This is a genomic window from Leifsonia sp. Leaf336, from assembly GCF_001423695.1.
Classification (GTDB): domain Bacteria; phylum Actinomycetota; class Actinomycetes; order Actinomycetales; family Microbacteriaceae; genus Leifsonia.
This window is the reverse complement of record NZ_LMOZ01000001.1, coordinates 1,250,530-1,275,422: the sequence shown is the minus strand read 5'-3', so window position 1 is coordinate 1,275,422 and position 24,893 is coordinate 1,250,530. Positions and strand designations below refer to the sequence as shown.

At 69.2% G+C, this 24,893-nt stretch carries 24 protein-coding genes; 9 read left to right on the top strand and 15 right to left on the bottom strand.

What is annotated here, in order from left to right; all coding sequences use genetic code 11:
• Nucleotides 1-92 precede the first annotated feature (92 nt).
• Both ASF88_RS06210 and pknB read left to right on the top strand, forming a co-directional pair.
• Nucleotides 93-1,220 (top strand): LysM peptidoglycan-binding domain-containing protein, encoded by a 1,128-nt coding sequence (locus ASF88_RS06210; RefSeq protein ID WP_055915572.1) that lies wholly within the window; start codon nt 93-95, stop codon nt 1,218-1,220.
• 85 nt (nt 1,221-1,305) lie between these two features.
• The gene (gene pknB / locus ASF88_RS06205) at nt 1,306-3,216 is read left to right on the top strand and encodes a Stk1 family PASTA domain-containing Ser/Thr kinase (protein ID WP_055915570.1); all 1,911 of its coding nucleotides are present in this window, start codon (nt 1,306-1,308) and stop codon (nt 3,214-3,216) included.
• Nucleotides 3,217-3,304: 88 nt separating this feature from the next.
• Here pknB and ASF88_RS06200 read toward each other — a convergent pair whose 3' ends face one another.
• The 3 genes from ASF88_RS06200 to ASF88_RS06190 all read right to left on the bottom strand — a co-directional run bounded on the left by ASF88_RS06200 (nt 3,305) and on the right by ASF88_RS06190 (nt 6,460).
• Nucleotides 3,305-4,633, bottom strand: a complete 1,329-nt coding sequence (locus tag ASF88_RS06200; RefSeq protein WP_157498278.1) for a class II 3-deoxy-7-phosphoheptulonate synthase — start codon at nt 4,631-4,633, stop codon at nt 3,305-3,307.
• 149 nt (nt 4,634-4,782) lie between these two features.
• Entirely contained in the window at nt 4,783-5,469 is a 687-nt protein-coding gene (locus ASF88_RS06195; protein WP_055915566.1) for a lysophospholipid acyltransferase family protein, read from the bottom strand.
• A gap of 43 nt (nt 5,470-5,512) precedes the next feature.
• A complete protein-coding gene (locus ASF88_RS06190; RefSeq protein ID WP_055915564.1) occupies nt 5,513-6,460 on the bottom strand; it encodes an ROK family glucokinase in 948 nt (315 codons plus the stop codon).
• 163 nt (nt 6,461-6,623) lie between these two features.
• Here ASF88_RS06190 and ASF88_RS06185 point away from each other — a divergent pair, with 163 nt between their 5' ends.
• Nucleotides 6,624-8,453 (top strand): AMP-dependent synthetase/ligase, encoded by a 1,830-nt coding sequence (locus tag ASF88_RS06185; protein WP_055915563.1) that lies wholly within the window; start codon nt 6,624-6,626, stop codon nt 8,451-8,453.
• A gap of 2 nt (nt 8,454-8,455) precedes the next feature.
• Here the strand turns inward: ASF88_RS06185 and ASF88_RS06180 are convergent, their stop codons facing one another.
• The 5 genes from ASF88_RS06180 to ASF88_RS06160 all read right to left on the bottom strand — a co-directional run bounded on the left by ASF88_RS06180 (nt 8,456) and on the right by ASF88_RS06160 (nt 15,664).
• A complete protein-coding gene (locus ASF88_RS06180; RefSeq protein ID WP_157498248.1) occupies nt 8,456-9,259 on the bottom strand; it encodes a hypothetical protein in 804 nt (267 codons plus the stop codon).
• 208 nt (nt 9,260-9,467) lie between these two features.
• A complete protein-coding gene (locus ASF88_RS06175; RefSeq protein ID WP_055915558.1) occupies nt 9,468-10,316 on the bottom strand; it encodes an NAD-dependent epimerase/dehydratase family protein in 849 nt (282 codons plus the stop codon).
• A 21-nt stretch (nt 10,317-10,337) separates the two neighbouring features.
• On the bottom strand, nt 10,338-10,829 hold the full coding sequence (gene def, locus ASF88_RS06170; protein WP_055916776.1) for a peptide deformylase: 492 nt from the start codon (nt 10,827-10,829) through the stop codon (nt 10,338-10,340).
• A gap of 46 nt (nt 10,830-10,875) precedes the next feature.
• On the bottom strand, nt 10,876-12,201 hold the full coding sequence (locus tag ASF88_RS06165; RefSeq protein WP_200935235.1) for a MinD/ParA family ATP-binding protein: 1,326 nt from the start codon (nt 12,199-12,201) through the stop codon (nt 10,876-10,878).
• Nucleotides 12,202-12,259: 58 nt separating this feature from the next.
• Nucleotides 12,260-15,664, bottom strand: coding sequence for a pyruvate carboxylase (locus ASF88_RS06160; protein ID WP_055915554.1), 3,405 nt, complete (start codon nt 15,662-15,664; stop codon nt 12,260-12,262).
• Between the two features lie 70 nt (nt 15,665-15,734).
• On the opposite strand from ASF88_RS06160, the gene ASF88_RS06155 reads away from it, so the two are divergent.
• A complete protein-coding gene (locus tag ASF88_RS06155) occupies nt 15,735-16,553 on the top strand; it encodes a ParA family protein (protein WP_200935234.1) in 819 nt (272 codons plus the stop codon).
• A 99-nt stretch (nt 16,554-16,652) separates the two neighbouring features.
• Here the strand turns inward: ASF88_RS06155 and ASF88_RS06150 are convergent, their stop codons facing one another.
• The 4 genes from ASF88_RS06150 to ASF88_RS06135 all read right to left on the bottom strand — a co-directional run bounded on the left by ASF88_RS06150 (nt 16,653) and on the right by ASF88_RS06135 (nt 19,179).
• Nucleotides 16,653-17,204 (bottom strand): MerR family transcriptional regulator, encoded by a 552-nt coding sequence (locus tag ASF88_RS06150; protein WP_055915552.1) that lies wholly within the window; start codon nt 17,202-17,204, stop codon nt 16,653-16,655.
• 121 nt (nt 17,205-17,325) lie between these two features.
• Complete coding sequence (ftsR, locus tag ASF88_RS06145) at nt 17,326-18,027, bottom strand: transcriptional regulator FtsR (protein ID WP_055915550.1); 702 nt, start codon at nt 18,025-18,027, stop codon at nt 17,326-17,328.
• Between the two features lie 11 nt (nt 18,028-18,038).
• Nucleotides 18,039-18,488: an FHA domain-containing protein gene (locus tag ASF88_RS06140; protein ID WP_055916769.1), complete on the bottom strand. Its 450-nt coding sequence runs from the start codon at nt 18,486-18,488 to the stop codon at nt 18,039-18,041.
• Between the two features lie 61 nt (nt 18,489-18,549).
• Nucleotides 18,550-19,179 carry a CDP-alcohol phosphatidyltransferase family protein gene (locus ASF88_RS06135; protein ID WP_055915548.1) on the bottom strand — a complete coding sequence of 210 codons (630 nt, stop codon included), beginning with the start codon at nt 19,177-19,179 and terminating at the stop codon, nt 18,550-18,552.
• A 62-nt stretch (nt 19,180-19,241) separates the two neighbouring features.
• Between ASF88_RS06135 and ASF88_RS06130 the strand changes: the two genes are divergently transcribed.
• Nucleotides 19,242-20,069, top strand: coding sequence for a DUF1295 domain-containing protein (locus ASF88_RS06130; protein WP_055916766.1), 828 nt, complete (start codon nt 19,242-19,244; stop codon nt 20,067-20,069).
• Here the strand turns inward: ASF88_RS06130 and ASF88_RS06125 are convergent.
• On the bottom strand, nt 20,053-20,550 hold the full coding sequence (locus ASF88_RS06125) for a hypothetical protein (protein WP_055915546.1): 498 nt from the start codon (nt 20,548-20,550) through the stop codon (nt 20,053-20,055). The two genes, ASF88_RS06130 and ASF88_RS06125, sit on opposite strands and share 17 nt — an antisense overlap.
• A gap of 72 nt (nt 20,551-20,622) precedes the next feature.
• Here ASF88_RS06125 and ASF88_RS06120 point away from each other — a divergent pair, with 72 nt between their 5' ends.
• From ASF88_RS06120 to ASF88_RS06110, 3 genes are read left to right on the top strand one after another with little or no spacing between them, the layout of a single operon-like run.
• Nucleotides 20,623-21,123, top strand: a complete 501-nt coding sequence (locus tag ASF88_RS06120) for a hypothetical protein (protein WP_055915544.1) — start codon at nt 20,623-20,625, stop codon at nt 21,121-21,123.
• Nucleotides 21,120-21,482, top strand: coding sequence for an RNA-binding S4 domain-containing protein (locus ASF88_RS06115; protein WP_055915542.1), 363 nt, complete (start codon nt 21,120-21,122; stop codon nt 21,480-21,482). Before ASF88_RS06120 ends, ASF88_RS06115 begins: the two co-directional genes overlap by 4 nt.
• Nucleotides 21,482-22,291, top strand: a complete 810-nt coding sequence (locus ASF88_RS06110) for a DUF72 domain-containing protein (RefSeq protein ID WP_055915540.1) — start codon at nt 21,482-21,484, stop codon at nt 22,289-22,291. Before ASF88_RS06115 ends, ASF88_RS06110 begins: the two co-directional genes overlap by 1 nt.
• Before the next feature lie 24 nt (nt 22,292-22,315).
• Here the strand turns inward: ASF88_RS06110 and ASF88_RS06105 are convergent, their stop codons facing one another.
• Both ASF88_RS06105 and ASF88_RS06100 read right to left on the bottom strand, forming a co-directional pair.
• Nucleotides 22,316-22,705 carry a VOC family protein gene (locus ASF88_RS06105; RefSeq protein WP_055915538.1) on the bottom strand — a complete coding sequence of 130 codons (390 nt, stop codon included), beginning with the start codon at nt 22,703-22,705 and terminating at the stop codon, nt 22,316-22,318.
• Nucleotides 22,706-23,432: 727 nt separating this feature from the next.
• Nucleotides 23,433-24,377: a DnaJ domain-containing protein gene (locus tag ASF88_RS06100; RefSeq protein WP_055915537.1), complete on the bottom strand. Its 945-nt coding sequence runs from the start codon at nt 24,375-24,377 to the stop codon at nt 23,433-23,435.
• 135 nt (nt 24,378-24,512) lie between these two features.
• On the opposite strand from ASF88_RS06100, the gene ASF88_RS06095 reads away from it, so the two are divergent.
• Entirely contained in the window at nt 24,513-24,893 is a 381-nt protein-coding gene (locus ASF88_RS06095) for a glyoxalase superfamily protein (protein ID WP_055915536.1), read from the top strand.

Genomic DNA, 24,893 nt, shown 5'->3' with positions numbered 1-24,893 from the left:
TTAACTGATGTCACATCCGTCACACTGGTTGACTCCTTACTCAAGGTGTGTCAGCGTGGGGAACGGCTTTGTCACTCACAAGGGGGTCGACCATGTCTGCGATCGAGAGCACGAAGCGTCCGCGACGGCCGCATGGCCGAGCGCGCGGCATGCTGGGCACCGTCCCGATCGCCGTCGCCGGCTCCATCGCCGTCACCCTCAACCTGTTGACCCCCGCGCACGCGGCCGCCGAGGCCGAACGCGAACGCGCGCCCGAGAAGAGCGACGCCACCGGGCCGCAGATCAGGATCACCGGCTCGTTCGGCCAGACCGCGACAGCGGCCTCCCCCGCCCAGACCGACACCGCCGCGGCGCCCGCGAGCTACCGCGTGCAGACCGGTGACACGGTCTCCACCATCGCCTCGCGCTTCGGCCTCTCGACCGCGGCCGTCCTCGCGCTCAACGGGCTCAGCTGGAAGAGCCTCATCTTCCCGGGGCAGATCCTCGCCCTCGGCGGCGCGGCGGCACCGGCGCCTGCGCCTGTGCCCGCCCCGACTCCGGCCCCGGCCCACGCGCCGTCTGCGACCTCGTACACGGTCGTGCGCGGCGACACGATCAGCGGGATCGCCGCCAAGTTCGGCCTGCACACAGCGGCCGTCCTCAGCGCCAACGGGCTCACCGGCGCGAGCGTCATCTTCCCCGGTCAGCGCATCGCCATCCCCGGCGTCGCGACCGCGGCGGTCGTCACGCCGAAGCCGGTCGCCGCTCCTGCGCCCGTCGTCACGGCGCCGGCGCCCGCTCCCGCACCCGCCATCCAGCCGGGGCAGGTGGTGGCGCTCACCGACGAGATGCGGGCCAACGCCTCCCTGATCGTGCGGATCGGAAAGCGGGAGGGCGTGCCCGCCCAGGGCATCGTCGTCGCGCTCGCGGCCGCGGCCCAGGAGTCCGGCCTGCGCAACGTCCGGTACGGCGACCGCGACTCGCTCGGGCTGTTCCAGCAGCGGCCGAGCACCGGCTGGGGCACCCCGGACCAGGTGCTCGATCCGACCCGCGCGACGCTCGCGTTCTACGGCGGCGCGAACAACCCCAACAAGGGACGGACGCGCGGGCTCCTCGACATCCCCAACTGGCCGGCGATGAGCGTCACCCAGGCCGCACAGGCCGTCCAGATCTCCGCATTCCCCGACGCGTATGCGAAGTGGGAGGCCTCGGCTCGCGCATGGCTCGCCCAACTCGGTTGAGCCGAAGGTCACAGCAGGGTCACAGCCCCGCAGCACACCGGTGTTTTGCAGAGTTCACGCACCCGCCGTTCCCTAGACTCGATCTGTGACCACGAGCCAAACCGACCCGATGATCGGACGTCTGATCGACGGCCGCTATCAGGTGCGCTCGCGGATCGCCCGAGGCGGCATGGCCACGGTCTACCTCGCCACCGATCTGCGCCTCGAGCGCCGGGTCGCGATCAAGATCATGCACGGCCACCTCGCCGACGACAACACGTTCAAGAGCCGGTTCGTGCAGGAGGCGCGCTCGGCCGCGCGACTGGCGCACCCCAACGTGGTCAACGTGTTCGACCAGGGCCAGGACTCCGACATGGCCTACCTGGTCATGGAGTACCTCCCGGGCATCACGCTGCGCGACCTTCTCAAGGACTACGGCAAGCTCACCCCCGAGCAGACCATCGACATCATGGAGGCCGTGCTCAGCGGCCTCGCCGCCGCCCACAAGGCCGGCATCGTCCACCGCGACCTCAAGCCCGAGAACGTGCTGCTGGCCGACGACGGCCGAATCAAGATCGGCGACTTCGGCCTGGCACGCGCCGCGAGCGCGAACACGGCGACCGGTCAGGCACTCCTCGGCACCATCGCCTACCTCTCCCCCGAGCTCGTGACCCGCGGCGTCGCCGACGCGCGCAGCGACATCTACGCGCTCGGCATCATGATGTACGAGATGCTCACCGGCACGCAGCCGTTCCACGGCGAGCAGCCGATGCAGATCGCCTACCAGCACGCCAACGACCCGGTGCCCGCTCCGAGCAGCGTCAACCCGGCCGTGCCTCCGGAGCTCGACGAACTCGTCCTGTGGGCCACCGAGAAGGACCCGGACCGGAGGCCCTCCGACGCCCGCGAGATGCTGGACCGCTTGATCGAGGCCGAGAAGTCCATCCGCGGCGACGCCGTGATGCAGCCCACCATGGTGCTGCCTCCGGCCTTCGCTGTGAACGACGGGGACACCCAGATCATCAACCCGGCCATCCGCCAGCAGGTCGCCTCGACGACGCCCACCGCGACGGACACCCTGACCCATGCCGCGCGTCGCCGCCGCGGCAAGGGCTGGTGGCTCTTCGCCCTCGTCCTGGTGCTCGCGGCGGTCGCCGGAGGGACGGGCTGGTACTTCGGCTCTGGCCCCGGATCGCTGGTCACCGTGCCGAACCTCGTCTCGCAGGCCCCCGCCGCGGCGACCGCCACGCTCACGAACCTCGGTTTCAAGACGGCGCAGGCGCAGGAGTACAGCGTCACGGTCCCCGCAGGTCAGGTGTCCAGCACCGATCCGAAAGCCGGCTCGGCCGCGGGCCGGGGCAGCACCGTCACGCTGCGCATCTCCCAGGGGCCCAAGCCCGTGACGATCCCGGCGCTGGCCGGCACGTCGCTCGACGCGGCCAAAGCCGCGATCACGGGCGTCGGCGCCAAGGTGGGCGACACCGTCCAGCAGTTCGACAGCAAGGTGCCGGCGAACACCGTCATCTCGGCGACCCGCGCGTCCGACGGCAGCGACATCTCCGGAGGCGGCGGCTACTTCGACGCGGCGACGGTGAACCTCGTCGTGTCGGTCGGTCCCATCCCCGACGTCGCCGGCATGTCGGTGAGCTCGGCCACGGCGGCGCTGCAGAAGGTCGGTCTCCAAGGCACCGCTGGCCCGCAGAGCTACAGCGACACGGTCGACAAGGGCGACGTGATCTCGGCACAGCCGCAGAAGGACGGGCCGGTACGGCCGGGCGACACGCTGGCGCTCGAGACCTCCAAGGGCCCCGAACCGGTGCCGGTGCCCGATGTCGTCGGCCAGACCTGGGTCGAAGCGAAGAAGGCCCTACAGAACGCCGGCTTCAAGCTCGACTACGACCCGAACGCAGATGTCGTGCCGTCTCTCGCAGTGGTTGCAAGCACCGACCCGGCCGCGACGACAGCGGTTGCGAAGGGCACCAAAATCAAAGTTACGTTCAAGCCTCTCTTTGGCTGAGTACTCAAAACCTCGAAGGGCACGTCGTCGTCACTTCTCGGCGTGAGATGCGACAACGACGTGCCCTTCAGCAGTCGTTCGTGACGGGTCAGCCCTGGCTGAGCTCCTCGGCCACGAGGAAGGCGAGCTCCAGCGACTGCATGTGGTTCAGGCGCGGGTCGCAGAGCGACTCGTAGCGCGTCGCCAGCGTCGCCTCGTCGATGTGCTCCGAGCCGCCCAGGCACTCGGTGACGTCGTCACCCGTGAGCTCGACGTGGATGCCGCCGGGGTGCGTGCCCGCCGCGCGGTGCGCCTCGAAGAAGCCCTTCACCTCGTCCACGACGTCGTCGAACCGACGCGTCTTGTAGCCGTTCGGTGTGGTGAGCCCGTTTCCGTGCATCGGGTCGGTCACCCAGAGCGGGTTCGCGTCCGAGCGCTTCACGGCCTCCAGCAGCGGCGGCAGCGCGTCCCGGATCTTGCCGGCGCCCATACGGGTGATGAACGTCAGCCGGCCGGGCTCGCGCTCAGGGTCGAGCGCGTCGATGAGCCGGCGCATGTCGTCGGCCGTCGTCGTCGGGCCCAGCTTGACGCCGATCGGATTGCGGACCCGCGACAGGAAGTCGACGTGCGCGCCGTCGAGGTCGCGGGTGCGCTCGCCGATCCAGACGAAGTGGGCCGACGTGTTGTACGGCGTGCCGGTGCGCGAGTCGATGCGCGTCATCGGGCGCTCGTAGTCCATGAGCAGCGCCTCGTGGCTGGAGTAGAACTCCACCCGCGTGAGCTCGTCGAAGTCCGCTCCCGCGGCCTCCATGAACTTGATGGCGCGGTCGATCTCGCGGGCGAGGCCCTCGTAGCGCTGGTTGGCCGGGTTGGCCGCGAAGCCCTTGTTCCAGCTGTGCACCTCGCGAAGGTCGGCGAACCCACCCTGTGTGAATGCGCGGATGAGATTCAGCGTGGAGGCCGCCGTGTGGTAGCCCTGGACGAGCCGGCGCGGATCGGCGGCGCGCGACTCCGGCGTGAAGTCGTAGCCGTTGACGATGTCGCCACGGTAGGCGGGCAGCGTCACGTCGCCGCGGGTCTCGGTGTCGCTGGAGCGCGGCTTGGCGAACTGCCCGGCCATGCGGCCCATCTTGATGACCGGCACCGACGCGCCGTAGGTGAGCACGACAGCCATCTGCAGGATCGTCTTGACCCGGTTGCGGATCTGGTCGGCGGTCGCCCCGGCGAAAGTCTCTGCGCAGTCGCCGCCCTGCAGCAGGAACGCGTCGCCCTGCGCCGCACGCGCGAGTCGCGAGCGCAGCTGGTCCACCTCGCCGGCGAACACCAGCGGAGGCAGCGTCGCGATCTCGGCCGACGCCGCGGCCGCGGCCTCCGGGTCGGGCCAGGTCGGCTGCTGCTTGATCGGGAGCGTGCGCCAATAGTCCAGACCCTCGATCACGGAGTCGTCAGCTTTCACGACGGGATCTGTGGTCTGCAGCACTGTTCTGTTCCGCTCGGTCGGATGGAAGGGGGATAACCGAGCCTATCGCGCCGGACAGGGGTCGTGCGCCGAGCGAGCGGATTGTGACGGGCGCACGCAGCGCGCGATCAGGTGAGCGCCGCGCGCTTCTCTTTCACAGTGCTCGCGTAGACGTCCACGTACTCCTGGGCGCCGAGAGCGTGCAGCGCGTACATGATCTCGTCGGTGACCGAGCGCAGGATGAAGCGGTCGCCCTCCATGCCCTCGAACCGCGAGAAGTCGAGCGGCTCGCCGATGATGATGCCGATGCGGCCGATGTGCGGCAGGCGTTTGCCGATGGGCATGATCTCGGCCGTGTCGACCATCGCGACCGGGACGACAGGGACGCCGGCCTCCAGGATCATGCGGGCGACGCCGGTGCGCCCCCGGTACAGCTTGCCATCGGGGCTGCGGGTGCCCTCCGGGTAGATCCCGAGGATCTCGCCCCGCGCCAGCACGGCGAGCCCGGTGTTGAGCGACGCCTCGGAGGCCTTGCCTCCCGAGCGGTCGATCGGGAGCTGACCGGTGGCGTTCATGAACGCCTTGGTGGCCCAGCCCTTCAGGCCGCGCCGGGTGAAGTAGTCGCTCTTGGCGAGGAACGAAACGTGCCGGTCGACGACCAGCGGCAGGAAGATCGAGTCGATGAACGAGAGGTGGTTGCTGGCGAGGATGACGGCGCCGTCGGCGGGCACATTCTCGATCCCGACGACCCAGGGACGGAAGATGCCGCGCAGGATCGGACCCGCGATCAGGTTCTTCATCAGCCAGTAGAACATCGAACGAAAGCCTAGTGCCCTGCGCGGCGGCGCGGGAGGTTCGTCAGAGCGCGGCGTGGACGCGCGCGAGGTCGGCGGCGCCGACCACACCGGCGTCGTTCACCAGCTCGGCGATCTTGAACTCCGGCTCCGGGTGGAACCCGCGTGCGGGCAGGTTCTCGAGGTACGCCAGCCGGATCGGCTCGAGCAGCAGCTCACCGGCCTGGGCGACGCCGCCTCCGAAGACGAAGAGCTGCGGGTCGAGCACCGCGCCGAGGCTCGCACAGGCCTGGCCGAGCCAGTCGCCCAGCTGGCGGAGGGCGGCGAGGGCGCCCGGGTCGCCGGCCATGATCAGCGCGGAGATGTCGGAGCCAGTCAGCGAGCCGTTTCGGCTGCGGACGTCGGCGAGCACCTGACCGATTCCGCCCGCGTCGGCGAGTTCGTTCGCCATCCGCTGCAGCGCACGCCCGGAGCCGTACTGCTCGATGCACCCGTGGGCACCGCAGCCGCAGGGCAGGCCGCCGGGGACGACGCGCATGTGACCGATCTCGGCGCCGGCGCCGAAGCCGCCGCGGAACAGCCGGTCATTGCTCACGATCGCGCCGCCGACGCCGGTGCCGATGGTCAGGATGACCATGTCGCTCACCAGACGCCCCGCCCCGTAGCGGAACTCGGCCCAGCCTGCCGCGTTGGCGTCGTTCTCGATGATGACGGGGAGGTCGATCCGCTCCTCGAGCTTCTCTCGGAACGGCTCGTGCCTCCAGTTGATGTTGGGGGCGTAGTACACGGTCGACTGCGCGGCGTCGATGAAGCCGGCCGCTGCGACACCGGCACCCGCGATCTCCTCCGGCCCGTCGGAGAGGCGCTCGATCATCGCGACGACCGCGTTCTCGATCTCTTCCGGACGGCTGGCATCGGTGGGCACGCGGTCTTCGCGGACGATGGCGCCGAGCTCGTCGACGACGGCGCCGGCGATCTTGGTCCCGCCGATGTCGATTCCGATGGCGTGCACAGGCGAGCCCCTTCCGGGTTGGCGCCGTCGGGCGCTGGGTGGGAGGCGCGGGACGAGCCGGTCGGAGGAGACTCTCTGCCGCACCATCTAGAGTGTAATCAACCACTGCGAGCCGAAGCCATTCGGCCCGATTACCCGCCCGCCCGGTATCGAGGGAGCTACCGTGAACCAGTTCGAAATCCCCGCACTCGTCCCCGCCGACCCGGAGGCCAACGCGACGGACCTGCTCGTCCAGCGTGTCGCTGCCACCCCGGACGCCGCGCTGTTCAGCCGGCCGGACGGCGACGGCTGGAAGGACGTGACGGCTGCGGAGTTCCACCGCCAGGTCATCGCCCTCTCGAAGGGCATCGTCGCCGCGGGCATCCAGCCGGGCGACAAGATCGGCCTGATGTGCAAGACCCGATACGAGTGGACGCTCATCGACTTCGCGGCCTGGTACGCCGGCGCGGTCCTCGTGCCCATCTACGAGACCTCCTCCCCCGCGCAGGTGCAGTGGAACATGTCCGACTCCGGCGCGGTCGCGGTGATCCTTGAGGACGCGGAGATGTTCTCGCGGTTCGACGAGGTGCACGCCGACCTCCCGCTCATCCAGAACGTCTGGCAGCTTCACCTCGGCGACCTCGAGAAGCTCGCCAACGCCGGAGCGGACGTGCCGGACGACGAGATCGAGCGCCGCAGGAACCTCGCCCGCGGCGAGGACATCGGCACACTGATCTACACGTCGGGCTCCACCGGCCGCCCCAAGGGCTGCGTGCTCACGCACTCCAACTTCGTCGAGCTGTCGCGCAACTCGGCCGAGGCGCTGAAGGAGGTCGTTTCGCAGCCGGGAGGCGCCTCCACGCTCCTCTTCATCACCACCGCGCACGTCTTCGCGCGGTTCATCGCCGTGCTGTGCGTCACCGCCGGCGTGAAGGTGGGTCACCAGTCCGACACCAAGCAGCTGCTCCCCGCGCTCGCCAGCTTCAAGCCGACCTTCCTGCTCGCGGTGCCGCGGGTGTTCGAGAAGGTCTACAACTCGGCCGAGCAGAAGGCCGAGGCCGGCGGTCGCGGCAAGATCTTCCGCGCAGCCGCGGAGGTCGCCGTCGAGCACTCGAAGGCCGTCGAAGCCGGGTCGGTGCCGTTCGGGCTCAAGCTCAAGTTCGCGCTCTACGACCGGCTGGTGTTCTCGAAGCTCCGCGCCGCCATGGGCGGCCGCGTCAAGTACGCGGTCTCCGGCTCCGCGCCGCTCGGGTCGCACCTCGGACACTTCTTCCACAGCCTCGGCATCAAGATCCTGGAGGGCTACGGCCTCACCGAGACCACCGCGCCCGCGACGGTGAACCGCCCCGACATGTTCAAGATCGGGACGGTCGGGCCTGTGCTCCCCGGAGTGGCGGTGCGCCTCGTCGACGACGGCGAGATCGAGGTCAAGGGCGTCAACGTCTTCAAGGAGTACTGGAAGAACCCGGAGGCGACGGCCGCAGCGTTCGACGACGGCTGGTTCCGCACCGGCGACCTGGGCACGATCGACGACGACGGCTACCTGACGATCACCGGTCGCAAGAAGGAGATCATCGTCACCGCGGGCGGCAAGAACGTCTCCCCCGCCGCGCTCGAGGACCCGATCCGCGCCAACCCGCTGGTCGGCCAGGTGATCGTCGTCGGCGACCAGAAGCCGTTCATCGCCGCGCTCGTCACGCTGGACACCGAGATGCTGCCGACCTGGCTCGCGAACAACGGCGAGGACAAGGACATGACCCTCGCCGAGGCCTCCGTGAACCCGGCGGTGAACGCCGAGATCCAGCGCGCCATCGATGCCGCCAACCAGGGTGTGTCACGCGCCGAGAGCGTCCGCAAGTTCGTCATCCTGGCCACCGAGCTGACGGAGGCCAGCGGCCACCTGACGCCGAAGCTCAGCATCAAGCGCAACGTCATCCTCAGCGACTTCGCGGACGTCATCGACGGCCTCTACAGCAACAACCCCAGCACCCAGGGCATCTCCCTCGCCCACTAGCCTCAGGATTCGTCACGAATGTCGTCTTTCGTGGCACGAATGTCGACATTCGTGACGAACCCTGCGAGGCGATCGCGGAACGCGTCGGGGTTTCCGAAGAGGTCGCGGGACGTGACCCTCACGACCCGCCGGCCCTCAGCCTCCAGGAGATCGCGACGCTCGATGTCCGCCTGCCACTGACGTGGATCCACTCGGTGCCCGTCGCCCTCGTACTGGAAGGCGAGGCGGCGATGCGGGAGCCTGAGATCCGGGTGCAGCACCAGCCGACCCCCACGCAGCAGGACAGGACGGTTGACCTCGAGGCCGGTGTATCCGTACTCCTCCAACAGCAGCCGCAGCAGGGACTCCGGCCGGGAATCGGCACCGAAACGGATGCGTGGGAGCGCCCAGACCCGCGAGCGGGATCCCTTCGTACGGTTCAGATCCGCAGCCGCATCCATGAGCTCGTCGATCTCGGCCAGAGGCTCGCGCCGGCGGGCACCGACGAGATGATCTCCCGCTGCGACCAGATCTTCCCGATCGAGTACCCCGGAGAGCTGGCACCACACCTGAGCGGGTGCGCAGACCGGCATCCCGTCGACGATCTCACCATGCACGCTTCCCAGGCTGTGCCCATGGACGCCCCGCCCGCGCGGCGGCGTGCGAGGGAACGCGACGGCGATGTGCAGAGGCCCCTCGGACAGCTGCGACGGGAGCGGGATACCGAGGAGCATCGCCGCGGTCTGATGGCTGAAGTACGCCGCCTCCGACAGCAGCGGCAGGTAGGCCCGGCACAGCTCTCGGACTCCGCGTGGTGGACTCGTCACATGCACCGAGTGGAACGGGCGGTGTCCTGATTGGATTCGCATCCTCACATCGTCGCGATAGCGTCTCCCGATCGGGCCCTCATCCGCCAATCTGTGGAGAACTGCGACCCCGCCGCACCCGGTGGACGCGTTGTGCACGAAGGGAGATTCGTGACGAATCTCGCGATTCGTGGCACGAAAGAACGGATTCGTGAAGAATCTGGCGCGTCTAGAGTTCGTCGCGCCAGGAGTGGCTGGGAGCGTAGCCGAGGACGCGGCGGGCCTTGTCGATGGAGAGGAGGGTTTCGTTGTTGTCGAGGTCGTCGCGCTTCAGCGGGACGCCGGGGAAGACCTCGGCGATGAGCTCGGCGTTCGGACGCGACATCACGGTGTCGGCCGCGGCGATGATGAAGCGGTCGAAGCCGGTCGTCTCCCACTCGAGCGCGCGCAGGATCGCCTGGGCGCCGTCGCGGGCGTCGATGTAGCCCCACAGGTTCCACTTCCGAGCCCGGGCGTCGGCGTCGTACGACGGGAAGGCCGCGTAGTCGGCCGGCTCCATCACGTTCGAGAACCGGAGGGCGACGATCTTGAGCTCAGGATCCCAGCGCACCAGCTCGATCGCCATCTGCTCCTCGAGGTGCTTGACCAGCGAGTAGGTGGACTCCGGGCGGGCCGGGTAGTCCTCGTCGACGGGGATGTATGGCGGCGGCACATCGAACGGGAGGCCGAGCACCGTCTCGCTCGACGCGTACACGACATTGTGGATGCCGGCGCGGCGTGCGGCCTGGAACACGTTGTACGTGACGCGGATGTTGTTGTGGAAGGTCGCGACGTCGCTCAGGATGCCCGGCGCCGGAATCGCGGCCAGGTGGACGATCGCGTCGAACCCGTCGTGGAGGTCGTTGACGCCGAGGATCGCATCCAGCGTCTGACCGTAGTCGGTGAGGTCGACGCGCACGAAACCGTGCCCGCGCTCCCCTGTCGCGTCCAGATTGACGACGGTGTGGCCCGCCGCGCGTAGTTCGCGAACGACGGTGCGTCCGAGCTTGCCCGATCCTCCGGTGACTGCGATGTCCATGCCATCGAGTCTAGACGGAGGCTAGAACCAGTCGCTCTCGCGCACCTGGCGCATCGCCTCGCGCCGGGTCTCCTTGTCGAGCCGGTCGAGGTACAGCTTGCCGTCGAGATGGTCGGTCTCGTGCTGCAGCGCCTGCGCCATCACGCCGGTGCCGGACAGCTCGATCTCGTTGCCGTCGAGGTCGACGCCGCGCACCCGGGCGAACGGATAGCGGGAGGTCTTGAACCAGAGCCCGGGAACCGAGAGGCAGCCCTCGTCGATCAGCTCGGGCTCGCCGGAGACCTCCACCAGCTCGGGATTGATGATGTAGCCGATCTCGCCGTCGACGTTGTAGCTGAACGCGCGCAGGCCGACACCGATCTGAGGGGCGGCGACGCCAGCACGGCCCGGAGGCACGACGCTGTCGATGAGGTCCTCCACGAGGCCGCGGACGCCCTCGTCGAGCTCGAGGACGGGCTCGGACGGGGTCTTCAGGACGGGATCGCCGAACAGGCGGATCTGGCGTTCGGTCACGGGGATCTCCTCGGGCGCGCGCACGGCGCGATGGAAACGGGCGGGGTCAGGCGCGCTCGGCCGGCAGGCCCTCGACGACGAGCGCGGCGAGCGCGCGGGCCGAAAGCTTGGTCAACGGCTTGAGGTCCTTCCAGGACACGACCGAGCCGGCGGCCAGCTGCGGGTCGTACGGGATGCGGACGATCTCGCGCACGCGCGAGCGGAAGTGCGACTCGATCTCTTCGAGCTTCACCAGGTTCGTGGCGTGGGTCGCGGTGTTGAGCGCGACGACCGCGTTCCGGACGAGATCCGTGTAGCCGTTGGCCTCGAGCCAGGTGAGTGTCTCGGAGGCCAGGCGGGCCTCGTCGACGCTGCCGCCGGAGACGATCACGAGCGAGTCGGCGCGCTGCAGCGTCGCCCGCATCACCGAGTGCACGATGCCGGTGCCGCAGTCGGTCAGGACGATCGAGTAGAACCGGGCCGACAGGTCGGCGACGACGTTGTAGTCGTTCTCGTCGAAGGCCTCCGACAGCATCGGATCGGTGTCGGACGCGAGGATGTCGAGCCGGGTCTCGTCGCGCGAGACCAGTGCCGAGAAGTCGGTGAAGCCGCCGATACTGGCGCCCTTGTGCACCACGTCGCGCACGGTCGCCCTGGTCTGCTTCGGCACGCGCTCCGAGAGCGTTCCGCGGTCGGGGTTCGCGTCGATCGCGATGATGCGGTCTTCGCGGGCGTCGGCCAGCGCCATTCCGAGCAGCGTCGTGACGGTCGTCTTGCCGACGCCGCCCTTGCGCGTGAGCACGGGCACGAACCGGGTGCCGCCCTCGAACTGCTTCTGGATGCGGTGGTCGAGCTCCTTGCGTGCGCGGACCTTCGCCGAGTCGCCCAGATTCACCGTGCGGAACGTGACGTTGTACACGAACCGCTGCCACGGCCCTTCGGGACCCGGACGCGTCTTGCGGTTGACCTCCAGCAGCCGGTCGGCCGTCAGCATTGCCGCGGGCTCGGGCTGCGGCGAGTGCTCGCCGCGGAGCCGGTCGCGCCGCGACTGACCGAACGCCTCGGCGTGCGTGTCGGCGCCGGGCAGCGCGGCCGTCTCGCCGCGGCCAGCCTCCGACTGCGTCGGCGTCGGAGCCGTCACCAGCCGGGAGGCCACGATCGCGACGGAGGTGGTCGTCGGGTCGGTCGGCGACTCCACGAAGCCCGGGTTCACGGGCACGTCGTCGATCGCGACAGCGGCCTCGTCCTCCGGGATCTCTTTCGGCGGCGTCGGCGGCAGGTCGACGGCGATGCTCAGGGTCGTGTCGACTTCGAGCGGCGACGGACGGAAGCTCGGCTTGTCGTCGGTCGGCTCGAGGTCGCCGCGTTCCGGCTCCTCCGGCTTGTCAGCCACGGTGGTCACTCCTTCTGCCGCTCGACGTGAGACGACTGCGACAGTTTATCGGGCCTGGTCAGGCGGGCGTGATGACGACCAGGAGGTCGCCCGCGTCCACCTGCTGGGTCTTCGGGATGGCGAGACGTTCGATCATGCCGGCGATGGGCGCGGTGATGGCCGCCTCCATCTTCATGGCTTCGATCGACGCGACCGACTGCCCAGCGGCGACGGCATCGCCCGGAGCGACCTGGAGGGTGACCACTCCGGAGAACGGAGCGGCGACCTGACCCGGCTTGGCCGTGTCGGCCTTCTCGGCGCTCTTGGCCTCCACGACGATGCTGCGGTCGCGCACGAACACCGGACGCAGCTGGCCGTTGAGCGTGGTCATGACGGTGCGCATGCCCTTGTCGTCGGCCTCGCCGATCGCCTCCAGGCCGATGTAGAGCCGCACGCCCTTGCTGAACTCGATCACGTGCTCCTCGCCGGCGCCCAGGCCGTACAGGTAGTCGACCGAGTCGACGACGGAGAGGTCGCCGAACAGCTCGCGCATCTGCTCGTAGATGCGTGTGGGGGCGGGGAACAGCAGCCGATTGAGCGCGGAACGGCGCGAGGAGCTGGAACCCTCCAGGGCCTCCGCGTCGGTCTGCGAGATGTCCTCGACGCCGACCTTCACGGTCTTGCCCGCGAGCACCTTCGTGCGGAACGGCTCGGGCCAGCCGCCGGGCAGCTCGCCCAGCTCGCCCGCCATGAACCCGACCACCGAGTCGGGGATGTCGTAGTTCTGCGGGTTCTCGGCGAAGTCGTCCGGGTCGGCGTGGACGGCGGCCAGGTGCAGCGCGAGGTCGCCGACGACCTTCGACGAGGGCGTGACCTTGGGGATGCGCCCCAGGATGCGGTTGGCGGCGGCGTACATGTCCTCCACCAGCTCGAAGTCCTCGGCGAGGCCCAGCGCCTTGGCCTGCTGACGCAGGTTGGACAGCTGGCCGCCCGGGATCTCGTGCTTGTAGACGCGACCCGTGGGGCCGGGCAGGCCCGACTCGAACGGGCGGTAGACCTGGCGCACGGCCTCCCAGTACGGCTCGAGGTCTTCGACGGCCGACAGCGAGATACCGGTGTCCCGCTCGGTGTGCGCGAGCGCGGCGACGAGCGCCGAGGCGCTCGGCTGGCTCGTGGTGCCCGCCATCGGCGCGCTCGCCACGTCGACAGCGTCGGCGCCGGCGCGCGCGGCGGCGAGCAGCGTCGCGAGCTGGCCGCCCGGGGTGTCGTGGGTGTGCACGTGCACCGGGAGGTCGAACCGCTCGCGGAACGCAGCCACCAGCTTCTCGGCCGCGGTGGGGCGCAGCAGACCCGCCATGTCCTTGATCGCGAGAATGTGCGCGCCCGACTCCACGATCTGCTCGGCGAGCCTCAGGTAGTAGTCGAGCGTGTACAGATCTTCGGCCGGGTCGAGGAGGTCGCCGGTGTAGCAGACCGCGACCTCGGCGACGGCGGTGCCGGTGGCGAGCACCGACTCGATCGCCGGACGCATCTGCGAGACGTCGTTGAGCGCGTCGAAGATGCGGAAGATGTCCACGCCGGTCGCCGCGGCCTCGCGCACGAACGCGTCGGTCACCTGCGTCGGGTAGGGCGTGTATCCCACGGTGTTGCGGCCGCGCAGCAGCATCTGGATGTTGATGTTCGGCAGCGCCTCGCGCAGGGAAGCGAGTCGCTCCCACGGGTCCTCGCCGAGGAAGCGGAGCGCGACGTCGTAGGTCGCGCCTCCCCACGCCTCGACCGAGAGCAGCTCGGGCGTGAGGCGCGCGACGTACGGCGCGACCGCGAGCAGGTCTTTGGTGCGCACACGCGTCGCCAGCAGCGACTGGTGCGCGTCGCGGAAGGTGGTCTCGGTGACCGCGAGCGCGGTCTGAGCGCGCAGCGCCTCGGCGAAGCCCTTCGGGCCGAGCTCCAGCAGACGCTGGCGCGAGCCGGACGGCGCCGGCACCGCGAGGTCGAGTCGCGGCAGCTTGTCGACCGGGTCGGCCACCTCCGGCCGCGGACCGTTCGGCTGGTTGACGGTGACGTCGGCCAGCCAGTTGAGCACCTTGGTGCCGCGGTCTTTGGAGGCGCGACCCTTGAAGAGCTCCGGACGCTCCTCGATGAAAGAGGTCGAGACATTGCCCGCGATGAAGTCCGGGTCCTCCATGACCGCCTGCAGGAAGGGGATGTTCGTGGCGACGCCGCGCACGCGGAACTCCGCCAACGCGCGCCGCGCGCGCACGACGGCAGCCGGGAAGTCGCGCCCGCGCGTGATGAGCTTGGCCAGCATCGAATCGAAGTGCGGACTGATCTGGGCGCCCGGGTTGATCGTGCCGCCGTCGAGCCGGATACCGGCGCCGCCCGGCGAGCGGTAGGTCGTGATCTTGCCGGTGTCCGGACGGAAGTTCGCCGTCGGGTCCTCCGTGGTGATACGGCACTGGAGGGCGGCGCCGCGCATCTGGACGCTGTCTTGACTGAGGCCGAGGTCGGCGAGGCTCTCGCCGGCGGCGATGCGGATCTGCGACTGCACCAGGTCGACGTCGGTGATCTCCTCGGTGACCGTGTGCTCGACCTGGATGCGCGGGTTCATCTCGATGAACACGTGCTGGCCGGCGCGGTCGCCCGCGGTGTCGAGCAGGAACTCGACGGTGCCCGCGTTCTCGTAGCCGATGGACTTGGCGAAAGCGATCGCGTCGCGGTACAGCGACTGGCGGATCTCGTCGGAGAGGTTCGGCGCCGGCGCGATCTCGACCACCTTCTGGTGGCGGCGCTGCACCGAGCAGTCGCGCTCGAACAGGTGGATGGTGTCGCCCGCGCCGTCGGCGAGGATCTGCACCTCGATGTGGCGAGGACGCAGGACGGCCTGCTCCAGGAACATGGTCGGGTCGCCGAACGCGCTGTCGGCCTCGCGCATGGCCTCCTCGAGAGAGGCACGGAGGTCCTCCTTGCGGGCCACCCGGCGCATGCCGCGGCCACCGCCCCCGGCCACCGCCTTGGCGAAGATCGGGAAGCCGATCTCGTCAGCTCCGGCGAGCAGCTCTTCGATGTCGCGCGACGGCGGGGTGGACTTGAGCACGGGGACGCCCGCGGCGATCGCGTGCTCCTTGGCCGTGACCTTGTTGCCGGCCATCTCGAGCACCTCGGCCCGGGGGCCGATGAACGCGATGCCCGCGGCGCGCGCCGCATCGGCGAGCTCCGGGTTCTCGGAGAGGAAGCCGTAACCCGGGTAGATCGCGTCGGCGCCGGACTCCTTGGCGACGCGGATGATCTCCTGAACGTCCAGATAGGCGCGCACCGGGTGGCCCGGCTCGCCGATCTGGTACGCCTCGTCAGCCTTGAGCCGGTGCATCGAGTTGCGGTCTTCGTACGGGAAGACGGCGACCGTGGCGGCGCCCAGTTCGTAGGCGGCGCGGAAGGCCCTGATGGCGATTTCACCGCGATTGGCAACGAGGATCTTACGGAACATGGGGACCTTTCGAGCAGGGGTCGGCACCACACAGCAAACGGTTAGGTACTCCAAGACTAGTGAAGGTAACGTGGCTGTCGTGCACGTACTCAGCGTTAGTTCCCTCAAGGGCGGTGTCGGAAAGACCACGGTGACGCTCGGTCTGGCCTCGGCTGCCTTCGCGAAAGGGCTCCGGACGCTCGTCGTCGACCTCGACCCGCAGTCGGACGTCTCGACCGGAATGGACATCCAGGTCGCCGGTCACCTCAACGTCGCCGACGTGCTCGCCTCCCCCAAGGAGAAGATCGTCCGAGCCGCGATCGCGCCCTCCGGCTGGACCAGGGGCCGCGCCGGCAAGGTCGACGTCATGATCGGCAGCCCGTCCGCCATCAACTTCGACGGCCCGCACCCGAGCATCCGCGACATCTGGAAGCTCGAGGAGGCGCTGGCCAACGTCGAGCACGACTACGAGCTGGTGCTCATCGACTGCGCGCCGTCGCTCAACGCGCTCACCCGCACGGCGTGGGCCGCGAGCGACCGCGTCGCCGTCGTGACCGAGCCCGGCCTGTTCTCGGTGGCCGCCGCCGACCGTGCGCTGCGTGCGATCGAGGAGATCCGCCGCGGCCTGTCGCCGCGCCTCCAGCCGCTCGGCATCATCGTCAACCGGGCCCGGGTGCAGTCGCTCGAGCACCAGTTCCGTATCAAGGAGCTGCGCGACATGTTCGGTCCGCTGGTGCTCTCGCCCCAGCTCCCCGAGCGCACGTCGCTGCAGCAGGCGCAGGGCGCGGCGAAGCCGCTCCACGTCTGGCCGGGTGAAAGTGCGCAGGAGATGGCGCACAACTTCGACCTCCTCCTCGAGCGCGTCCTCCGCACCGCGAAGATCGGTGAGTACGCCGTCGCCGGTTCCTGACCCGCGCCACGATCACGCGTCGAGCGCGCCCGGGCTCAGCGAAAAGCCGCCGAGTGCGCAGACGATTCGCGTACTCGACGGCCGGTTAGCCGAGGAGCTTCAGGAGGCCTTGGACTTGGAGGCGCGGCGTGCGGCCAGCTCGTCCAGGTCGTCGCCCTGCGTGTCGAGTTCGACGAGGGACGATTCCACCTCGCGGAGCACCTTGCCGACAGCGATTCCGAACACACCCTGGCCGCGGCTGACGAGGTCGATCACCTCGTCGTTGGAGGTGCAGAGGTAGACGCTGGCTCCGTCGCTCATGAGTGTGGTCTGGGCGAGGTCGTTGACGCCCGCCTCACGGAGCTGGTTGACCGCGGTGCGGATCTGCTGGAGCGAGATGCCGGTGTCGAGCAGACGCTTGACCAGCTTGAGCACGAGGATGTCGCGGAAGCCGTACAGACGCTGCGAGCCTGAGCCGGCCGCACCGCGGACAGTGGGCTCGACGAGACCGGTGCGCGCCCAGTAGTCCAGCTGACGATAGGAGATACCGGCAGCACGAGCGGCGACCGCACCGCGGTATCCGTTGGCGTCGTCCATCTCGGGCAAGCCGTCGGTGAAGAGCAAGCCCAGATCGTATCGGGCGGCGTCGCTGTCACGACTCAATTCGCTCATGCTGCTTGCCTCTCGCCCTGGGCTTCGGATCTGCGTCTCAGGATGAGCCGCTTCATCAACGGTACCCATCCCCCGGTCCCCGGGCAACGACATCCGGCAATCGTCGTCGGCGTGTCGGGGCTCAGGGACGAAGACGTTCGAGAGCGGCCCGGATGATGCTGCCTCGGACGACGTCGAGCTGACCGGCGATCTCCCGCGCCAGCTCGGCCGTCTGCGGCCGGGAGGTGACGTCGTTGCGCCGCGCGAGCGGCACCAGTGCCGTTTCGATCAATCCGATCTCGCGCTCGGCCGCCGCGCGGAATCCGCGCAGGTGGCGCGGCCCGATCCCGGTGCGGGAGAGCTCGGCCAGCGCGCGCAGCACGGTGAGGGCCTCGTCGCCGTAGACGTCGGCCGGCACGATCAGGGAGGCGCTCACGGCCTCCTGGAGGAGTTCAGGGCTCGCTCCGGCCTCGCGCAGCAGCTCGTCGCGCTGGTAACGGCGGCCGGCGGACAGCATCGACGCCGCACCCCCGGAGGTCGATCCTCCCGGAATCGGCGGGTCGCCCCCGGCGTCGACCTCGGCGAGATACTTCTTGATGACCTTGAGCGGGAGGTAGTGGTCGCGCTGCATCGCGAGCACCGTGTGCAACCGCTCGACGTCAGCCGGGGAGAACTTGCGGTAGCCCGACGCCGTGCGCGACGGGGTGACGAGCCCGCGCTCCTCGAGGAACCGGAGCTTGGACGACGACAGGTCGGGGAACTCCGGGGTGAGCCGTGCGAGAACCTGGCCGATCGAGAGCAGTGCCGGCGAGGCGGCCTGGGCTCTCGCTGCTTGCCGGGCCACGGAGAGCGGCCCTAGCCGTTCGCCGCGGTGGCGAGGTCTTGGCGGGACGCGTAGAACGTGAGCCGGAACTTGCCGATCTGGACCTCGGACGAATCGCTGAGCAGGGCGCTCTCGATACGCACGCCGTCGTAGTAGGTGCCGTTGAGCGACCCCAGGTCGCGCACCTCGAAGGCCGTGCCACGGCGCGTGAACTCGGCGTGACGACGCGACACGGTCACATCGTCGAGGAAGATGTCGGCGTTGGGGTGGCGTCCGGCGCTCGTCACATCGGCGTCGAGCAGGAAGCGCGCGCCCGTGTTCGGCCCGCGACGCACGATCAGCAGCGCCGAGCCGGACGGCAGGGCGGCGATGGCCTCCTGCTCCTCCGGACTGATCTCGCCGTCGACCGGGAACATCTTGGAGACGAACTCCTCGCCGAAGCGCGCAGTCGTGTCTTCGTTCCCCGTCGCGGAGTCGCGCAGGGGGTTCGCGGCGTCGCGACCGTTGTCGCCCTCGGCCGGATTACCGGCGGGGTAGTTCTGTTCAGGCACCGTCAACCTCCTCGCGGTCAAGCCTATCGGAATGTGGCCCGCTGTCATCGGCCGGAAGATGGATGACCCGGGCGGTCTCGCGAATGTAGACGATTCCTGCCCACCAGTAGAGGAAGGCTCCCCACAGCGCGAAGGCCCAGCCGAGCGGCAGGGAGTACGGAGCGAGGGCGTCGAACGCCTCACCCAGCATCAGCAGCGGGAGCGCCCAGAACAGGCAGAACGTGGCCGCTTTGCCGAGGTGATGCACCGGGAGCGGGCCGAACCCGTGGTTCGCCAGGATGACGCCGAGCACCGCGAGCATGACGTCGCGCGCGACGATCACCGCCACCAGCCACCAGGGGATGACCTCCCGCCAGGCGAGGCCGATGAGCGCGGCGAAGATGTACAGGCGGTCGGCCGCCGGGTCGAGGAGTTGGCCGAGCCGCGAGACCTGGTTGAGCTTGCGGGCCAGCCAGCCGTCGAGGAAGTCGGTGACGCTCGACACGATGAGCACGCTCAGAGCGAGCGCGTCCTCCCCCACGATCACGAACCACAGGAACACCGGGACCAGAGCGAGCCGGAAGAAGCTGAGAGCGTTCGGGATCGTCCACACGCGCGAGCTCACCGCGCCGACACCATCCACGATTCCACTCTAGTGACCGCCTGTCCCCCATCGCGCGAGGACGTCCCCCTAGGATGTGGATCGTGGAGCCCTTCATCGTCTGCCTGTGGATCCTCGTCGGCGTGTGCGCCGCCACCTGGGTGCTGTCGCTGGTCACCGGCGAGCACTCCTGGGTCGACCGGATCTGGTCGATCGTGCCTGTGGTCTACGTCTGGGTGTTCGCGGGCGCGGCCGGCCTCCAGGACGCCCGGCTCGACCTGATGGCGGGCATCGTCACGCTCTGGGGCGCGCGCCTCACCTTCAACTTCGCGAGGAAGGGCGGCTATGCGCCGGGCGGTGAGGATTACCGCTGGGAGGTGCTGCGCGATCGGATGAGCCGCGGGGCGTTCGCCCTGTTCAACCTGTTCTTCATCGTGATCTACCAGAACGTGCTCCTGCTGCTGATCACGTTGCCGGCCTGGACCGCGTACCAGCACCGGACTCCGCTGAACGCGCTCGACATCGTCTGCATCGTGCTCTTCCTGCTCTTCCTCGCCGGCGAGACGATCGCCGACCAGCAGCAGTGGGACTTCCACCAGTGGAAGAAGCGCGAGGCCGCCGCCGGGCGCACGCCGAGCCCGCGCTTCCTGCAGTCAGGACTGTTCCGGTTCTCGCGGCACCCGAACTTCTTCTTCGAGCAGGCGCAGTGGTGGGTCGTGTTCCTGTTCGGCTGCGCAGCCGCCGGCTCGATCCTGCAGTGGACGGTGATCGGGCCCCTGCTGCTCACCGGCCTGTTCATCGGCTCGACCGTGTTCACCGAGAGCATCTCGCGCTCGCGGTACCCCGAGTACGCCGACTACCAGCGGCGCACGTCGCCGGTCGTGCCGTGGTTCCCGCGGCGCGGCGACGAGGCGGTCACGGCGCGGTCGTGACGGCGCGCGCCGGGCGTGGGAAGGCCTCCCGCATGTGGTCGGAGTCGAGGTAGTCGGCGACGCCGATGAGGATGAGGCTGAACACGATCTGCTCGGTCACCATCCAGAACGGGTAGAGCCCGGGGATCGCCGCGATCACGAGCGTGACGACGGGGAAGATCTTGGAGAACAGCCGCAGGCGCGAGTACGCCCAGTAGTAGCCCTTCTGCGCGCGCCAGGCGAAGTAGAAGAGCGTCACGGTCATGCCGAGCACGACGACCGAGCGCATCCAGACGGCGAACGGCACCGCGGCGCCGTCGAGCGTGAGGACGAGGGCGATGACGACCGCTGTCGTGCCGATGACCAGCTCGGCGACCAGCAGCCAGGCGATGACGATGAACGCGCGGCGCGTACGCGGGTGGTCGCGACCCTCCTCGGGGACGGTGTAACCGGCGTGGCGTCCGCCCGCGATCCGGTCGAGCCGTCGGAGCAGCGATTCCATGCCTTCACGGTAACGCGACGCGGCTGGGAGATGCTTCCACCTTTCGATGGATCCAGCGCGTACGGTGGAGTCATGTCCTGCATCCGCTTCAACACCCCCGCTCAGCGCCAGGCCATGCGCGACCACAGCCCCGCGATGCTCACCGCGGAGGAAGCCGCAGCGCTGCATCCCGCGCCGGAGTTCACGGAGAGCAAGCTGCGGAGGCTGAGGCTGCTCGCGACGAACCCGAACCCGAAGATCCGGGAGGCCGTCGCCTCCAGCTACAACACGCCGGAGGATCTGTTCGTGACGCTCGCGAACGACCCCGACGAGGGCGTGCGCGGGTGCGTCGCCAAGAACGAGGCGACGCCGTGCGACATCCTGCGCTCGCTCGCGAGCGACCGCTCGGAGACGGTGCGCGGCTGGGTGGCCGTCAACTACTACGTGCCGTCCGACGTGATGGAGAAGCTGGCGCAGGACCGCAGCCGCACGGTGCGCAGCCTGGTGAAGTGGAAGGCGGAGCTCGCCGCCGAAGCGGAGAACGCGGGCGAGCCGCAGATCGCGCAGACCGCGGAGCCGGCGCTCCGGCCATGACGAGCGTCCGCGTCGACGCCTGGGCGTGGGCCGTGCGCCTGTACAAGACCCGGTCGGCCGCGTCGGACGCCTGCAAGGCCGGCCATCTGAAGGTGAACGGCGATCGCGCGAAGCCGTCGCAGCAGGTCAAGGTCGGCGACGAGGTGCGCGCCTACGTCGGCGGCTCCGAGAAGATCTACGTCGCGCGCAAGCTCATCGTGAAGCGGGTCGGCGCGGCCATCGCCGCCGAATGCTTCGAGGACCGGACACCGCCTCCCCCGCCGAAGACCGAGGCGCCGACGGACATCACCCGCGAGCGCGGAGCCGGACGGCCCACCAAGCGCGACCGCCGGTTGATCGAGCAGCTCCGGGGCCGCTGATGGCGGTGGCGCGGGTCGGTATCTCGGGATGGACGTACGCGCCGTGGCGCGGCGTGTTCTACCCGAAAGGGCTGCCGCACCGCGCCGAGCTGGAGTACGCCTCGTCCAAGCTCGACTCGATCGAGATCAACGGCAGCTTCTACGCACTGCAGAAGCCGTCGAGCTACCGCAGCTGGGCCGAGACCACGCCGGAGGGGTTCGTGTTCGCTGTGAAGGGCGGCCGCTACATCACGCACACCCTGCGGCTGCGGAACGCCCGCACGGCGCTGGCCAACTTCTTCGCGTCCGGAGTGCTCGCCCTCGGCCCCAAGCTCGGGCCGTTGCTGTGGCAGCTGCCGCCGAACCTCCCGCTCGACCCGGAGGCGCTTGACGCCTTCCTCGCCCTGCTGCCGTCCACCGCCGCCGACGCACGCACGCTCGCGGCCGAGACCACGCTCGAGGAGGACCGGGTCGACCTGACCTCCGGTGGCGACCGCCGGCTGCGGCACGCGGTGGAGGCCCGGCACCCGAGCTTCGCCGACCCGGCGTTCGCGCGCATCGCACGCGAGCACGGCGTCGCCGTCGTGCTCGCCGACACCGCCGGCCGGTACCCGGTGCTCCGGGAGGCCACCGCCGACTTCGTCTACGTGCGCCTCCACGGCGACGAGGAGCTGTACGCGAGCGGATACACCGACGAGGCGCTCGACCGCTGGGCCGCTGAGCTGCGCGGGCGGCTGGACGCCGGTCTCGACGTCTACGCGTACTTCGACAACGACATGAAGGTACGTGCGCCGTACGACGCGATGGGCCTCTGCGAACGGCTGCGCTGAAGCCGTGATGCCCGCTGCGCCGGGTCAGTCCTGCAGCACCGACATCACGTTGCCCGCCGGGTCGCGGAACCAGGCGATGTCCGGTCCGCGGTTCACGGACTTGCCACGGGCGATGCCCTTCTCGTCGGTGGGCAGCGCGTCGTCGTCGTAGATCTTGGTGACCACGCCCTTCGCGTTGAGCTCGTCGACCGCCGCGTCGATGTCGGCCACCACGAGGTTGAGGATGGTGAAGCTCGCGGGCTGATGGTCGGGCTTCGGATACACGAAGACGTGGCTGCCGGCGGGAAGGGCGATGTCGAGGTTGCCCATCGGGCCGTCCGTCACATCGAGGCCGAGCGCGTCCCGGTAGAACGTGCGCGCGGCATCGATGTCGTTCACGCTGAATCCGCTGAAGATCTCGAGTGTGGTGACCATGGCCTCCACTCTGCTCTCGGCTGACCGCGTCGTCTAGACCATGTCGCATCAAGCGCCCGAGTCTCCTCGGCTGATAGTAAACATCAGGAATGGAGCAAGGTGGTCGACGGAAATCAGAATCGATCCCGAGGTGATTGTGCAGGGTGATTCGGAACTGTCTGGCATCCGCTCCGCGCTGCCCTCAGGGCAGCTGCCCGCTGCCTCCCACGTGGGCGACCACGCCGTAGGTGCCACGCTCGAGCACCTCGAGGAGTGGTGGATCACGATGAACGCGGTCACAGCACAGGATGTCCGAGCACTCGCGCTGACGGTAGAGACCGTGACGACCGCGCAGGTTGCGAGGGATCGCGAGGCGGCGGCCCACCTGAACGCGAGTGGCGACCCGTTCGCCAGTTCGAGAAGCGGGACGTCTACGGCACCTGGTCGAATGACGGCTCGCAGCCGACCACTCTGGAATTCAAACGAAGTGGCGTCGCCGTAGTCTCCGGCTCCCCACTTCCGCATGAGCCCGGCCGAGAGGACCCGCGAGTCTACGGAGCTACCACCTGGAGGTTCTCAGCTAGTGCGGCAGCCGACGCGACGTGGGTCTCTATCGGTACGGCCCACGCGGTGAACCTCTATGCCGAGAACACAATTCTCTCGACATCGCTGGTCCTCTTTATCGGTGATCCGGATGACCCGAGGAGTCGCGTCAAATTCACGCGCATCAGCGGGCCATAGCCTCCGGTCAGACGAACCGGACCGCCTCCTGCAGCCGTGGCCGCAGTTCGAATGCGCGGTCGACACTTTCGCGGCCGGCCGCGTTGGCGCCGTCGCGCAGCACCTTGGGAAGCAGCGAGCGCCGCACCACCAGCGAGCCCGACAGCCGCCCGCGCTGCACGATGTCGAACGGGACGGCGAGGGCGTCGTCGGGTACGACGACGAGGAGACCGGTGAACCGCACGCCGGCCTGGCGGCCGAAGCTCTTGGCTGAGGCGTAGAGCTCGTGGAAGGGCTCCTCGTCGCGCCGGATGCCCGCACCGGTCAACTCGCCCTTGGCGAGCTTGACCTCGCCGCCCCAGTCGGCCGAGCGCACGGCGAACAGGCCGGCGGGGCCGAGCACGATGTGGTCGAGTTTGGCATCGGTCGCCGGGTGCACCGCGACGTCGTTCCAGATGGTGAAGCCGATGCCGAGGCCGGAGACGGCACGGGCAGTGGCCTCCTCGGCGAGTGCCTCCGCCAGCAGCATGCGGATCTCGCGCGGGGCCGAGCGGACCAGCGCGGGATCGTACGGATCGGCGTCGGAGCCGCGGCCCATCCACTCGCGCATGAGCGTCAGGAACCGCTCGCGCGCGCGTCCGCCCGGGTGCCCGTAGCTTCGCGCTCGCACGGTGGCCCCGCGTGCGGAGGCGCGGGTGGGGTGAACGGTCGCGCTGAAGCCCCCTCCGCCGGACTCGCCGGAGACGGCGTCGACCACAAGGCTCTCGCCGCGGTCGTAGCGTGCACGGTCCTCCGGGTCGCCGACGAGCTCCCACGCGGTCTGCACGGCCTGGAAGGCGGCCGCCGTTCCGCCGGTGTCGGGGTGGGTCGCGCGCGCCAGACGCCGGTAGGCGCGGCGCAGCTCCTCCTGGCTGACCGTCGCACTGACGCCGAGCACCTCGTAGGGGCTCGGCGCGGCAGGACTGTCGGTCATAGGTCACGACATTAGCGGGCGGATCCGCGAATTCCCTTGATTTCGGATGTGGACGAAATGTGATTGCGGCCGGAATGTGACCGCTTGCCCTTCTAGCCTGGAATCACAGAACGGAAAACCGAAAGGGCAGGAATCATGACCATCAGCGACTGGCGCATCGAGCTCATCGTCGTCCCCGTCACCGACGTCGACCGGGCCAAGGCCTTCTACGTCGATGCGCTCGGCTGGAACGCCGATTTCGACCACCGGGTCACCCCTACGCTGCGCTTCGTGCAGGTGACGCCTCCCGGATCGGCGTGCTCGATCGCGTTCGGCGAGGGGCTGACCGACATGGCGCCCGGCACGATGAAGGGCCTCCAGATCGTCATCCCCAACGCCGACGACGCACTGGCGCACCTGCGCGAGAACGGGGTGGAGGCCGCAGGCGTCGACGAGCAGGCGTGGGGCCGCTTCGTGTACTTCGCCGACCCGGACGGCAACGGCTGGAGCCTCCAGGAGCTGCCGCCGCGCGACTAG